Raw genomic sequence first — 13,616 nt, 5'->3', positions numbered from 1 at the left:
ATCTGAAATAATCATTAGTCTGCCAACTTTTCGTACAGTGGCAACAACTCTTTCAGTGTTTCGAGTAAGAAGTTCTCCAGCTGATCTGTATCATCATTTAACAAGGGCGAATCCTTTGGAATCTGACGTCCAATCAACACTTCAGAAGCCTTGACTTTGCCATAACGGTCAACGATGGCGTCATATTCATCCAATGCATGACGGTTATTGGCCATGTGATCTTGCGACAAGACATAGTCATCAGGAAGGTCCGCCACCATGTTAGCAATGCCACGTAACTTTTCAGCCAAAACCGGCCCATCTGCCTTCGTCTTCTTCATATTTTCTTCGATGGCCAAGTAGAAGTACAAGTGGTCATCCCAGAGTCCTAATTCAAAGTGGGCTTCCATTTTATAACCACGCTTGTTCGGTGCAAAGGCCACCCAGGTGTTCTCAGGCGGATTAACCTTACGCATCTTATGCTTGGCCACATGGGCTACCCAGGGGCGCCCATCCGCCATTAAAATTGGCATGGCCGCAGCCGCAAAGGCCTCAAACTTTGGATCAATTACCTTCCGGACTTTATCCATTCGGCCATCTAAAGTCTGGTCGTTAAAAATATCAAAATCACTCTTCTGAAACATTCTTTTCTCCTCGTATTCCTCGGAAACCAGCGAGCCAGGTCATCACGACAAACCCAATCACCAAAATATCAGCGACCAAATTCAACCACAGTAAGAAAATCGTGATTGATGTCAGCGACTGATAAAAACTATACTTTCCCACCTGAAAAGAAGCTAATAGCGCAAAAACTTTATTCAAACCGTTTAGCAAGAGCAAGTCCAACAATGAACCAGCCAAAGAGGCTAAAAACGGTGGGCGGGCGGCCTTAGCTGGCAATTGATAGTTCATCCAAAGGAGCACTAACCACATTCCTAGCAATAACAAAATGCGTGTTGGTGCCACCCAAACAGCCAAGCCCGGAATCTTATGCAAATAAACCGCTAGGATGTTTCCCGCAAAGGCCATGGCAGTAAAAGCCATCACCATCAACAAGAGCCAAAGGAAGGACCAAAAGCGAGTCAAAATTGGTAATCCAGTCTCTTCCGTATCTGTGATTCGGTTAAAGCAGTCACGCAAAACCGAGGTTACACGTGATAGTGACCAAAAGATAAAGAGAATGGATAATGACCAATAGGATTGGGTATTCGAATGGGCAACGGATGTCAGCACTGGCGATAAGAAGTCATGAATGGAAGCTGGTAAGAAATCAGCCATCATGTGGTTTAGTCGCATCGCCGAAATGTCCATTGCCGAAATAAGCAAGACCAAGGTGATTAACAGTGGAAAAAGCGTTAATAAAACATAATATGCAAAGGTCGGCCCCACCATTGTGATTTGCGACCTAGAAAAATAAGTGACTAGGTCGTTGATATGGAATTTCCGATCCAGAAAATCCCATGTGTTTTTGAATGATTTCGTCATAGTAATCCTATTATATAAAAAAAGACGTCTTCACGACGTCCTTTTTTATTAAAGACTTTAAACAGATGGTGTTTGACCAAGTGCAACCTGGGCAGCGACGTTCAAAAGTGACCACTGCTTATCAAAACCTGGCTGGAAGAAGAAGTCCGCTTCCGCTAAGTCTTCCAGGGTCATCCTTCCCTTAATCGCTAAGGCAATCGTATTAGCGTGGGCTGTTAAATCAGCCTTTGATAGTAACTGACCACCGAGAATGGCATGGCTATCAGGGTTGTAGGTAAGCTTTACAAAGGCATCGGCATTGCCATCCGTAACAAAGTCAGGACGAACCTTTCCCTTGTAAAGTGCACTTGCCACGTTCAAATGCATCTTTGCTGCATTATTAGCGTTCATACCCGTTGTCGCTAACTTATAGTCAAAGACAGTTAGGGCAGATGAACCGTTCACCCCAGCAAAGGCTCGAGCTGGCTTTTCAATGGCAATGTTTTCAACAACATAACGCGCTTCCTTGCGAGCAGTCGTCGCCAAAGCAATTGGGGCTGACTGTCCTGCTGGAGCAAAGAGTGGTTTGATCGCATCCCCAATCGCGAAGACGTTCTTAGCCGATGTATGCAAGTATTCATCCGTCTTGATGAAGCCACGGTCATCTAATTCCACGGCACCCTTTAGGTATTCTGTAGCGGGCTTCACACCGGCTGCGACAACAACTAAATCAGCAGGTAAGGCCTGCCCAGCATCATCCTTCACGGCGGTCACCTTTCCCTGACCCTCAAAGGCCGAAACCCCGTGGCTCAAATGAAGGGTAACGCCCTTTTCTTTCAATTCATCAGCCATTACATCGGCCAATTCTGGGTCAAGGTAATTACCCAAAGGACGGTCAATCATATCAACTACCGTGACTTTTTTGCCAGCTTCAGAAAAGACCTGCGCTGCTTCAATGCCAATGTAACCAGAACCAACAACGACCACGTTTTGAACCGCATCGTCATGCAACTTTTCATCAAGCTTCATCGCCCAGTCACGACCACGCATCAAGAAGACGTTATCCAAGTCCATTCCAGGTACTGGAATGGTACCAGGCGTCACACCTGAAGAAATAATCAACTTGTCGTATGAATCCGTAAAAGTCTTACCAGACTCTTTGTTCAAGACTGTCACTTCTTGCTTGTCAGTATCAACCGATTCAACCAAGTGGTTGGCTAAGACTTCCCCACCATATTGTTCAATATCTGATGGCTTAAAGTTTCGAACATCGTCGCGGTTCGTCACCTTTCCCTGCAAGAAGAGTTCCATTCCACATGACATAAAGGAAATGAAATCACCGGCTTCATAAACCGTGACATCCATATCATCGTAGCGAGTCAACAATTCATGTGCTGATTCATGTCCACCGTGTGATGCACCAATAATGACAACTTTCATAAGTAACCTCCAAAAATATTCTTTGCTTACTTCTTAACAAACTAATTATAGTCCTTAATTGGACTAAAAAAAGTCTGAAATAATATCCAGACTTTTTAACGTAATTAGAACAACAAACCAATACCGTAGTGAATGGCAATCGTAACCAATCCAACCCAGATGTTACGCCAAACGGCACGGCCAACCATTCCCTGAGAGAATAGGGCTGACAACAAACCAGTCAAGGCAGAAGCCACAACCGTTGCCAAAATAGCAGCTAGATACTGGTAGTGAACTGGGAAAATCAACAAGGCGACCAATGGGAATACCCCACCCAAGGCAGCTGAAAAAGTTGATGAAACCGCAGCAGAAATTGGGGACACGTAGTGTCCCAAAGTCATATCGTACTTAACTGACAAAACGGTTTCCAAAGGCTTTTCTGCTAACAATTCAGCAGCAATGGCCTTGGCCGTTTCAGGACTAACCCCACGGTCAGTATAGAAAGCAGCAACTTCTTCCATTTGCTGATCAAATTCCGTCTTCAAGCGGGCCTTTTCAAGCGCCACAGCGACTTTTTCGGAATCGGCCTGTGAAGACACGGCAGCAAATTCACCAGAACCCATTGAAAGGGCACAGGCAAACAAATCAGACAAACCGGCAAGGACAATCACCAAACGATTTGACGTAGCGGCAGCCACGGAGAAAACAACCCCGACAACCGTCAAGATTCCATCATTAGAACCCAAAATTCCAGCACGGATGGTGTTCAAACGTTCTTCCATCGTTTGGCCGGACTTCTTTTCGGCACGCTTTGAGTGCCAATTTTTAAATAGCGCAGTCATTTTTCACACCTTTCCCTTACTTAAAGAGCAACCCAATTGAGTAGGTCACAATCATTGTTAAAATACCAGCCAAAAGGTTTCGGATGGCACCCTTTGTACGGTTAGCACCGTTAACAACGGCAGCCATGTACCCTGTAAAGAGCAAGGCGATTAAGACGGCTAGGAAAGTTGCGGCAATACGCAAGTCCTTTGGAGCAAAGGCCATGAAGGCCATTGGCAAGGCCGCACCGGTTGGAAAAGTCACAAAGGACACCAATGCAGCCCCACCAGCTGAAACTTGAGACTTCAAAGAAAAACCATGACGTTCACGGACCGTTGTTTCCAGCGGATCCTTCTTCATCATTTCTTCAGTGGCTTGTGTCGCAAGTTCTTCTGAAATACCATCTGCTTGATACTTCTCTTTAACGAAGTTAAATTCACCATCGTAGTTTTCTTTCAGTGCCTTTTCTTGGCCAATACGAGCCTTTTCTTGGGCATCGTGAGATGATCGAACTGAAACAAACTCGCCCATCGCCATCGATACCATACCGGCTAGCGTCCCGGCAAAACCTGACAACATAATTGCTCCAAGGCTTTGCCCGGCTCCAGCCACACCGACAATAATTCCGGCAACTGACAGGATTCCGTCGTTACCGCCCATGACCCCAGCCCGGACCAGGTTATTGTGGGCCATAAGTGATTGCTTTTCCATAAGAATTCTCCTATAATATTAGAATGGTTCTAAACTATTATACTAAGAACGAAAGCTTATGTCAACTATTTGTTTTGTATCATTCTAATGTTATAATTGACATGAACGTAATAGTAACTAGGAGGTTAACATGCTGAATCCATTAAAGAACGTTTTACAAGAACATGGTTTAAAAGCGACAACACAGCGCTTGACCCTGCTTGAATATATGATGACGCACGACAATCACCCAACAGCAGAGATGATTCACAATGAGTTACCGGACATCTCGCTGGCCACCGTTTACAACACACTTGAAAAGTTTGTTGAGAAAAAGTTGGTCGTGATTATCGATGGCATTTCAGATGGAAAACGACACTACGATGCCGCTGACCACCCTCATTACCACGTTATTAATACGAAAACAAACGAAATTATTGATGCGGCTAACTTTGATCCCGCTCCATTAATCAAAGCGGCACAGGCTGCTACAGGATTGAAGATTACTGAATACCGTATTGATCTTTACGGTGTTGAGCCAAACACTAACGAAGTACATTCTTAAAACAAATAAAAGCCCCTTGATATAAAATCAAGGGGCTTTTTATTATGCTCATTTAAAGCATTTTATTTATTTGTATTAGCAACAACAGTTTCCCAGAAGGCCTGGATAATCTGCTTAGCAATACGACCGTTCGTTCCATCCAAGTAAGAATCCATTCCTGGAATAGCCAGTGACATGGCAAATGGAGTACCTGGAACGTAGACAACCATTGATTCCGTAAAGGTTGTATGACCATTCGTTGTCGTTTCCGCAGTACCAGTCTTAGCATAGACCTTTGGATTCATGTTGTGCAGAGCTGTACCCGTGTTATGGGATGATGATCCGTTGGCAACTTGGTACATACCGTCCTTTATGACTTTCCATTCGTCGTCCTTCAAAGAAACCTGAGATTGAAGCGTTGGCTCGGATGTCCAGACAGTTTTCTGATACTTGGCATCCTTGTCAGTTTGAAGAACAGATCCAACCAAGTGTGGTTGAACCAGATAGCCACCGTTAGCAATAGCTGAAACATAGCGCGCCAACTGTATTGTTGTGTATGAATCATACTGGCCAAAGGACTCGTACAAGTACTTACCAAGGTTAGCCCCTGTTGTCAGTCCCTTGTATCCGGCTGTCTCACCTTCCACATCAATTCCAGTCTTCGTTCCCAGTCCAAACTGTGCCAAACCATTCCGAAGCGTCTGGAAGGCGTTAGAATTCAAGTGAAGTGAAGAACCAGATGAATAAGTTTGTCCACCAATCTTCATTCCCAACTGAACAAAGTAAGTGTTAGAAGAAGTTTCCAAGGCCGTTCGGGCATCAATTGGCGTTGGCGTTCCCGTCTTATTCCAGTAAGAGGTGATTTCTGGCGTTCCCGCAATCTTAATCGCCTGATCGTTCATCGTGTTTGATGAAGCTGTCACAACACCCTTTTGGAAGCCTGTGGCCAGAATTGCTGGCTTAACAACAGACCCCATGACAATGGCCTGGTTAATATTACCTAGCTGGTTGGCTGTCTTCTTCCCAGTTGAAGAATCACGGCTAACCCCAGCCATGGCATAAATACCACCAGTGTATGGATTAATGACTGTTGAATAGGCACCCTGAACATTTCCACCAGGAATGTTATCTTCCAAAATTTTCTGAACCTTCTTCTGGTACTCAGCGTTAATCGTCAACTTTAGTGAATCCCCAGATTGACCTTCATACTTAATCGAAGAAGTCTTCAAATTGCCCAACGTTGAAACTAAGGTTTGCGATGGTGAACCCTTTAACAGTGATTCATACTGCTTTTCCAAAGCCGAAGTTCCAACGGGTTCGTTTTGTGAATATCCCTGTGCCAACAAGCGGTGCAGACGATCAGCGGGTAATCCAGCCGATTCATCACTAACCGTTCCTGTCAATGATTGAAAGTCCGTTCCTTCTGGATAGTTACGTGACCAAGCCTCACCAATTTTGACACCAGGCATCTCAGACAAACGTTCCGCAATCTTAGCCTGTGCATCATCTGAAATATCACTTTCCTTAATATAGGTAGTTGATAAAGCAGAAGCACCAGACATCTTTTGGAAAATCATGGCCACGTTCTTATCGACGTTCTTATCCAAATTATGATTCATCACGTAGTTCGCCATTGCAGTGTTCAACTGGGTTGTTGACCAGGAAGAAGCCGTCTTTGGATTTTCCTTTTTCACAGCTGCCTGAACCTTGGTTGCAGCTTTTGAATCCGTCACCAAGTAATAATCGGCCGTTGAACGTGGCGTTAGTCGAGATGAATCAATGGTAATGTACTTGGACAACTTCTTTGCAACCGCTGCGATTTGGTTGGTCGTTGTTGTCGAACCACGGGTATAAGTAATAGCCAGTGAAGACTGATTTCCCGTAATCACTTTACCGGTAGAATCATAGATTAAACCACGGGGAGCGTTTCCCTTTTCAATTGTCTGATCGGACTTATTCACTTCCGCCAAATAGCCCGTACCCTGTTTTAGGGTTAGAAAGGCTAGTTGAATTAATAGAGCCGCAATTAAAGCCACAACAAGGCCCAATAACAACTTTAGGCGCCCCGGCAAATTTGCCTGAGCGTCGTTTTTATTACCATCTTCTAAGTAACGATTACGATTCATAATTACAATTCATCTTTCCAAGAAAAGTTCGAGTGAATCCACTCATTTTCAATCTCTTCTACTTTACCATATCGACCGAAATTTCCGCTAAAATTCCGCTATTTTTTGGTATTCTTAAAACATGGCAAGAATGAAAAAAATAATACCAAATTCAATTTATAGTCCAGTGGCACTCTCCTTTTGGTTGCCATTCTTTTTCCTATTAATTTATTTTATTTATCGACACATGGCCCCCTTCGGCTCATCAACCATTCTGACTGTCGATTTAGGACAACAATACCTGGACTACTTTGCCCAGTTCAAGCATACAGTTCTCCATGACCCATCCGCCTTTTTCTATTCTTTTTCATCCGGTCTAGGCGGCGACATGGTGGCTGAATGGTCTTACTATTTGATGTCCCCCTTCAATTTTATTTTTTTACTGGCTAATCCCACAACTTTACCTGACTGGATTTTACTGGTTACACTCTTAAAAGTCGCCTTTGCTGGATTAACCATGGCGCTTTTCTTAAACAAGGCCATGCACTTAAAGGGCTACATCATTACGATTTTTGCCATCAATTACCCCTTATCCGCCTGGTTTATCGCCAATGACTTAAACTTACTCTGGCTTGATACGGCAATTCTTGTGCCAATCGTCCTTCTCACCTTACACAAAGCCCTCCGCAATGGAAAAGTTTGGCCCTTCACACTTTCACTGGCTCTCGCCATCCTATCCAACTACTACATGGCCTGGATGTTAGCCCTTTTCTTAGTGCTGTATCTTCCAATTGCCTGGGCCAACGAACAGCCCAAACATTCCTTAATTCTTCTGTTCAAGACAACCCTTGCTAGCCTGTCAGCCGTCCTAGTAACCGCTTGGCTTTGGTTACCAACGCTGGCACAGCTTCGATTAGGAAAAACCACCCATTCAGCAAAATGGACACTCGGCTTCGAAAATAACCCAGCCTTCCTCTTCTTTAAATTAATTCCTGGTTCCTTTGATTTCAACCAAATGCAAAGTGGACAGGCCAATTTCTTAGTTGCACCAATCATCTTATTTTTCATTTGGCCCTTCTTTTCTAAAAAGTCGATTAGTTGGCTTGAAAAACTCTTCTCACTTCTAGCATTATCAATCCTCATTCTGGCAACCTGTTGGACACCCCTTATTTTGCTCTTCCACGGTGGTCAGTACCCTGTCTGGTATCCAGCCCGTTTTTCATTCTTCATTTCCCTATTAATTATCATCTTAGCAGCACGTGGCTACAAAACCGGCTGGCTACCCAGCATCCCCGCCCGTATCTTCTTCCTAACTGGTACCCTAGCCGTCACGATTTTTGGTTCTCTACAGCTAAATAAGCTCTCCTATCTTGATAAACCAGAGTTACTTGCTTTTCTTTTTGTTTACCTATTAACCATTCTGACCCTTCTTTTCTTAAACCAGCACCTTCCACGCCTTTGGGCGCTTGGCATTTTGACCTCTTTCTTCTTGATTGCCAACTTGGCCATGACCCTGAACCATATCTCCTACCTAACAAACAAAGAATACCAGTCAGGAGCTAAGCAAGTCAGCCTGGTGGATCAATCATTAAAGCAGGACCACTCCTGGTATCGTGTGGCTGAAGGACTGGGTCGGACCTATAATGATGGCTTTTTAGGTAATTTCAAAGCAGGATCACACTTTTCATCCCTATTGCCTGCTAATTCAGCCACTTTTTATCGCAATATGGGACAAATTTCAGGTGATTCAAAGGTTTCTTATAATAACGGTACAACCGTTTTAGATTCGCTGCTGTCTTTCAAATACTACCTGGACCAAAGCAACGATAGCTCAGCTAAAAGTACAACGGCTCTAAGAAAATCCAACCGGCCGGATTATCAAAAGGCACCGGTTGTCGCCTCCGGTAACGGCTGGGCACTGAAGGAAAATCAAACCGTCCTTCCAGTCGCCTATGCTGCCTCCAATCAAGCGTTGAACACACCAATTAACATTCGCTATCCTCTAGCCAACCAGGAACGCTTGCTCACTTACCTAGCGGGTAAAAAAGATGAAATTCTTCTTACACAACAACCACTAACTATTTCAGGTTCTTACAACCTGGCTAAGTCTCAAAACATTACCGGCGGGGTTATTCAAGCAGTCAATAAGCGCGAACCCGCTAGCCTACTCTTAACCTTTACGCCAACGACCGATGGCGCCTACTACTTAAACCTAGGCGGTGCATTCGATCTGTCAGGGGTTATCTTGACCTTGAACGGCCACCAGATTAAGCAAGAAAGTGGCTATAACCATACCGTCGCATTAAACTTAGCAAACGATGCCAAGGGCAAAGAACAGACCCTAGCCATCGTTCTTCAAAAGGGCACGAGCCAGCGCTACCTCGACGATTTTGCTCTTTATGCCTTCGATAAGAAAAAGGTTCAGAGCGACTTAGCAAAATTGCGCACTCACCCATTAAAAATTACGAAATCAAATTCAAGAACAATTGAAGGAAGCATCTCGACAACGAAGGAACAACCACTGATTATGACTTCTACCCTATCAGCACCTGGCTGGTCGGCAAAAGTCGATGGTAAATCCGTTGCAACTAAAACCGTTGCAGGTGGACTTTTAGCAGTACCAACCACACCTGGTAAGCACCATGTCATTCTCACATATACACCACCTTATTTATTAGCGGGTATCGCAATTAGCTCCACCTTTGCTTTCCTAGTTCTATTAATTTACGGATACAAACGTTTCTTCTCACTTGCACGGAGCAGGCGCCCGTGATATAGTCAGTTTGCTGTATTTTTTATGCCTAAAGCATTGAAAGGATGAAGTTCCATGGCGGAAGAAAAAACATTTCCAATGACGGCCGAAGGCCGCGATAAATTACAAGCTGAGGTGGAGGACTTAATTACACGTCAGCGTCCAGAAATTACGAAGCGAATCCAAATCGCTCGTTCATATGGTGACCTTTCAGAAAACTCTGAATACCAATCAGCCAAGGATGAACAAGCCTTCGTCGAAGGACGTATCGTTACTCTTCGTAAGATGATTGAAAACGCTGAAATCATTTCAGCTGACGATTCAGATGCTGACCAAGTAGCAATGGGTAAGACGGTTACCTTCCAAGAATTACCTGACGAAGAACCTGAAACATACACAATCGTTGGTTCCGTTGAAGCTGATCCATTGGCTGGTAAGATTTCAAACGAATCACCAATGGCTGCCGCCTTGCTTGAAAAGCACCAAGGCGACACAGTACGTGTGCCACTTCCAAACGATGTAATGATTGAAGTTAAGATTCTTAAAGTTGAAAGTGCTAAGTAATCAAAAAGACCGCTAAGCGGTCTTTTTTTATTGTCCGAATAAAAAAAGCAGAGAAACTAAAAGCTCCCCTGCTTTTTTATTTTTTTATGCGAAAGAATGAATATTACCAATAATCATCGCACCGACAACAATTAGAATGGTACCAAGAATAATCGCCTTCATTTGATGTGACGATTTCTTCTCATGAAGAATATAAATTCCAGAGAAAGTTCCTACAACTAAGTTCAACTGAGAAAGTGTTGTTGCAATCGTTTGCCCAACTGCTGGGTTAGCAGCGGAGATAAACATGAAGATGTTACCCTAAGCCCAAACAACCCCCGTCAACATGTTCTTCCAGGAGGGTGCTTTCAACATGGAATCCTTTTCATGGAAAACAAAGATAACAATTGAAATCGCTCCAACTACCTAGCCCAAGTAAGGCGGTCATGTAGTTCAAGCCGTTTCCAGCCGTTCGAACTGATGATGAGATGTAACCGACTTTGGCTAAGAAGTTAGGTAGAACAAAGTAAATCATGAAGCCGGCCGTTGAAATGGTCAAATAAAGCATTGACTTAAAATCAACCTTTGGTTTGCTAGCATCAGACTTATCTGGCGTTGAAATGAAGAATGCTCCAGTAACGACGAGGGCAATCGAAATAATCCCAACAGCCCACATTGCTAATGACGACCATTCTCCAAGGATTGTAGCGGCTAATAAGGCATTCATGATGATTTGACCAGCAGTCGAAAGTGCGAGCCCTAAAGCGACGCCCAGGCGCTTATAAGTTAACAACTGGTAGGCTGTCCCGACGGCCCAAACAAGACCAGATAAAATTCCAACAACCCAAACTTCCGCCCCTAAATAAAAGCCATTCGGAATAACATAACCGAACATAACAACAAGGCCAAACAAAAGAGCCCCTGCTGAGATACCTAAAGTTTGTTGCGAAGCAGATCCACCAATCTTAGTGGCGACGATTCCTACCGAACCCCAAAATAAGGCTGGCAGTAAAGCAAGTACAATGGCAATGTCCATTTTCTTTCCCCTTTTACTTTCGTACAAGACCAATTATACATACTGTGAAATAATACACAAGTTTTATTTGTTAAATATTCACAAACAGCATAAGAGAAATAAATGAATCAGCTATAAGCGCCTTAAAATCAGTGCTTTTAGAATCGAATCCAGATAAAAAAAGGAAGTGCTAAGCACTTCCTTTTTGTTTATTTATATTGTTAACAAATTATCAATATCAAGCGAATGAGTGAATGTTACCAATAATCATGGCACCAACTACAACAAGAATCGTACCAAGGATAATGGCCTTCATCTGAGTAGAAGACTTCTTCTCACCCAAGATGTAAATTCCACCGAACGTTCCGACAACGATACACAATTGTGAAAGCGTCGTGGCAATTGTCTGACCAACATGTGGGTTAGCAGCTGAGGCAAACATGAAAATGTTACCCAAAGCCCAAACCAAACCAGTTACCAAGTTCTTTGCAGTTGGCTTTGCAAACATTGTCTTACCCTCTCCAAGAACGAAGACGGCGATGATCAAAGCACCGATAACCTGACCGATAGCCTGTGGCCCAACGATGGCAGTCATGTAGTTCAAACCGTTTCCAGCTGAGCGTACTTCTTCTGATACGTATCCTACCTTAGCCAAGAAGTTAGGGAAGACGAAGTACAACATGAAACCAACAGTTGACATGATCAAGTAGAAGATTGACTTAGAATCAATCTTTGATGGTTCTGCTGCAGACTTGTCAGGCTTTGAAATGAAGATAGCACCCGTTACAACCAATCCGATTGAGATGATACCAACTACCCACATTGCCACTGAAGTCCATTCACCAAGCAATGTAGCAGCCAACAAGGCGTTCATAATAATCTGACCAGCAGTTGAAAGTGGCACACCAAGTGAGACACCCATTTGCTTGAAGAGCAAGAACTGGAAGGCCATTCCCATTGCCCAAACCAAACCAGACAAAAGACCAACTACCCAAACTTCAGTTCCCATGTAGAAACCATTTGGAATAACGTAGCCAAACATTGTGATCAATCCAAAGATCAAAGCACCTGATGACATACCTAGTGTTTGTTGAGCGGCTGAACCGCCCATCTTAGTTGATACAAGACCAACTGACCCCCAGAACAAGGCAGGGAGCAAAGCCATAATAATTGCAAAATCCATCTTAGTGGACTCCTTTCACTTGATTACATATATTATTGTAACTCAATGTAAACGCTTACACAAGTTTTTTTATAAAAAAAGAAAGTGACGAGCACTTTCTTAATACTTTATTTAGAATTTATTTTAAATTTTAGCTAAATGAGTGAATATTTCCGATAATCATTGCACCAATCAAAACCAGGACAGTTCCAATGATAATCGTCTTCATTTGGGTTGGCGTCTTCTTTTCGTGCAAAATGTAAATACCACCAAACGTTCCAACAACGATGTTCAACTGTGACAAAGTCGTAGCAATTGTCTGACCAACGTGTGGGTTTGCGGCAGCCAAGAACATGAACAAGTTACCCAAGGCCTGAACAAGTCCAGTCAAGAGGTTCTTCCATGATGGCTTAGCAAACATTTGCTTTTGTTCGTGGAAAATAAAGATAACAATCAAGACAGCACCCAAAGCTTGACCAACTGACTGTGGGCCGATGATGGCAGTCATGTACTGCAAACCATTTCCAGCTGAACGTACTTCTTCGGAAACATAACCAATTTTTGCCAAGAAGTTAGGCAAAACAAAGTACATCATGAAGCCAGCAGTTGACAAGATAAGGTACAAAATTGATTTAGAATCAATCTTTGATGTAACAGCCGCCTTCTTATCAGGCTTTGAAATAAAGACCGCACCAGTTACAACTAGCGCAATTGAAATAATACCAACAACCCACATGGCAACCGTTGTCCACTCACCCAAGATTGTAGCGGCAAGCAAGGCGTTCATGATGATTTGACCAGCAGTTGAAAGTGGCACACCAAGTGAAACCCCCATCTGCTTGAACAACATGAATTGGAAAGCGATCCCCATCGCCCAAACCAACCCTGAAAGTAATCCAGTCACCCAGATTTCAGGTCCCAAGTAGAAACCATTTGGAATAACGTAGGCGAACATCAGAAGTAATCCGAAGATCAAACTTCCAAATGAAATTCCCATTGTTTGTTGAGCGGCGGTACCACCCATCTTTGTGGTAACGATACCAACAGACCCCCAGAACAAGGCAGGGAGCAAGGCCATAATAATTGCAAAATCCATCTTAGTGGACTCCTTTCACTTGATT

The 13,616-nt window shown here is 43.6% G+C and carries 11 protein-coding genes and 1 pseudogene; 3 read left to right on the top strand and 9 right to left on the bottom strand.

Annotated features, from left to right (window positions below; all coding sequences use genetic code 11):
• Positions 1-14: 14 nt before the first annotated feature.
• The 5 genes from H7198_RS03315 to H7198_RS03295 form a co-directional block, all read right to left on the bottom strand.
• Positions 15-623, bottom strand: coding sequence for a DUF1054 family protein (locus H7198_RS03315; RefSeq protein ID WP_274458366.1), 609 nt, complete (start codon positions 621-623; stop codon positions 15-17).
• Positions 607-1,371, bottom strand: a complete 765-nt coding sequence (locus tag H7198_RS03310) for a YhjD/YihY/BrkB family envelope integrity protein (protein ID WP_274458365.1) — start codon at positions 1,369-1,371, stop codon at positions 607-609. The genes H7198_RS03315 and H7198_RS03310 overlap by 17 nt, the downstream gene beginning before the upstream one ends.
• Before the next feature lie 150 nt (positions 1,372-1,521).
• Positions 1,522-2,883: an FAD-dependent oxidoreductase gene (locus tag H7198_RS03305; RefSeq protein ID WP_274458364.1), complete on the bottom strand. Its 1,362-nt coding sequence runs from the start codon at positions 2,881-2,883 to the stop codon at positions 1,522-1,524.
• A 104-nt stretch (positions 2,884-2,987) separates the two neighbouring features.
• Complete coding sequence (locus H7198_RS03300) at positions 2,988-3,704, bottom strand: VIT1/CCC1 transporter family protein (RefSeq protein ID WP_274458363.1); 717 nt, start codon at positions 3,702-3,704, stop codon at positions 2,988-2,990.
• Between the two features lie 16 nt (positions 3,705-3,720).
• Entirely contained in the window at positions 3,721-4,395 is a 675-nt protein-coding gene (locus tag H7198_RS03295; RefSeq protein WP_091501041.1) for a VIT1/CCC1 transporter family protein, read from the bottom strand.
• A gap of 130 nt (positions 4,396-4,525) precedes the next feature.
• Between H7198_RS03295 and H7198_RS03290 the strand changes: the two genes are divergently transcribed.
• Positions 4,526-4,939, top strand: a complete 414-nt coding sequence (locus H7198_RS03290; RefSeq protein WP_274458362.1) for a Fur family transcriptional regulator — start codon at positions 4,526-4,528, stop codon at positions 4,937-4,939.
• A 62-nt stretch (positions 4,940-5,001) separates the two neighbouring features.
• On the opposite strand, the gene H7198_RS03285 is transcribed toward H7198_RS03290, so the two are convergent.
• Entirely contained in the window at positions 5,002-7,044 is a 2,043-nt protein-coding gene (locus H7198_RS03285) for a penicillin-binding transpeptidase domain-containing protein (RefSeq protein WP_274458361.1), read from the bottom strand.
• 166 nt (positions 7,045-7,210) lie between these two features.
• Between H7198_RS03285 and H7198_RS03280 the strand changes: the two genes are divergently transcribed.
• Both H7198_RS03280 and greA read left to right on the top strand, forming a co-directional pair.
• The gene (locus tag H7198_RS03280) at positions 7,211-9,796 is read left to right on the top strand and encodes a YfhO family protein (protein ID WP_274458360.1); all 2,586 of its coding nucleotides are present in this window, start codon (positions 7,211-7,213) and stop codon (positions 9,794-9,796) included.
• A gap of 54 nt (positions 9,797-9,850) precedes the next feature.
• On the top strand, positions 9,851-10,339 hold the full coding sequence (gene greA / locus H7198_RS03275; RefSeq protein ID WP_091501034.1) for a transcription elongation factor GreA: 489 nt from the start codon (positions 9,851-9,853) through the stop codon (positions 10,337-10,339).
• Positions 10,340-10,423: 84 nt separating this feature from the next.
• Here the strand turns inward: greA and H7198_RS03270 are convergent.
• The 3 genes and pseudogenes from H7198_RS03270 to H7198_RS03260 all read right to left on the bottom strand — a co-directional run bounded on the left by H7198_RS03270 (position 10,424) and on the right by H7198_RS03260 (position 13,591).
• A pseudogene (locus H7198_RS03270) lies at positions 10,424-11,354 on the bottom strand (GRP family sugar transporter).
• Positions 11,355-11,571: 217 nt separating this feature from the next.
• Positions 11,572-12,516 carry a GRP family sugar transporter gene (locus tag H7198_RS03265; RefSeq protein WP_274458359.1) on the bottom strand — a complete coding sequence of 315 codons (945 nt, stop codon included), beginning with the start codon at positions 12,514-12,516 and terminating at the stop codon, positions 11,572-11,574.
• A 130-nt stretch (positions 12,517-12,646) separates the two neighbouring features.
• The gene (locus tag H7198_RS03260; RefSeq protein ID WP_274458358.1) at positions 12,647-13,591 is read right to left on the bottom strand and encodes a GRP family sugar transporter; all 945 of its coding nucleotides are present in this window, start codon (positions 13,589-13,591) and stop codon (positions 12,647-12,649) included.
• Between the last annotated feature and the right edge of the window lie 25 nt (positions 13,592-13,616).

The organism is Fructobacillus sp. CRL 2054 (genome assembly GCF_028764065.1).
Taxonomy (GTDB): Bacteria; Bacillota; Bacilli; order Lactobacillales; family Lactobacillaceae; genus Fructobacillus.
Note: the sequence above shows the minus strand (reverse complement) of the source record. Positions and strands in the feature narration are given on the sequence as shown.

Excerpts from the sequence above, each read along its gene's own strand:
- H7198_RS03315 (WP_274458366.1), bottom strand. The coding sequence starts at position 623 with ATGTTTCAGAAGAGTGATTTTGATATTTTTAACGACCAGACTTTAGAT.
- H7198_RS03310 (WP_274458365.1), bottom strand. The coding sequence starts at position 1,371 with ATGGTGGGGCCGACCTTTGCATATTATGTTTTATTAACGCTTTTTCCA.
- H7198_RS03305 (WP_274458364.1), bottom strand. The coding sequence starts at position 2,883 with ATGAAAGTTGTCATTATTGGTGCATCACACGGTGGACATGAATCAGCA.
- H7198_RS03300 (WP_274458363.1), bottom strand. The coding sequence starts at position 3,704 with ATGACTGCGCTATTTAAAAATTGGCACTCAAAGCGTGCCGAAAAGAAG.
- H7198_RS03295 (WP_091501041.1), bottom strand. The coding sequence starts at position 4,395 with ATGGAAAAGCAATCACTTATGGCCCACAATAACCTGGTCCGGGCTGGG.
- H7198_RS03290 (WP_274458362.1), top strand. The coding sequence starts at position 4,526 with ATGCTGAATCCATTAAAGAACGTTTTACAAGAACATGGTTTAAAAGCG.
- H7198_RS03285 (WP_274458361.1), bottom strand. The coding sequence starts at position 7,044 with ATGAATCGTAATCGTTACTTAGAAGATGGTAATAAAAACGACGCTCAG.
- greA (WP_091501034.1), top strand. The coding sequence starts at position 9,851 with ATGGCGGAAGAAAAAACATTTCCAATGACGGCCGAAGGCCGCGATAAA.
- H7198_RS03265 (WP_274458359.1), bottom strand. The coding sequence starts at position 12,516 with ATGGATTTTGCAATTATTATGGCTTTGCTCCCTGCCTTGTTCTGGGGG.
- H7198_RS03260 (WP_274458358.1), bottom strand. The coding sequence starts at position 13,591 with ATGGATTTTGCAATTATTATGGCCTTGCTCCCTGCCTTGTTCTGGGGG.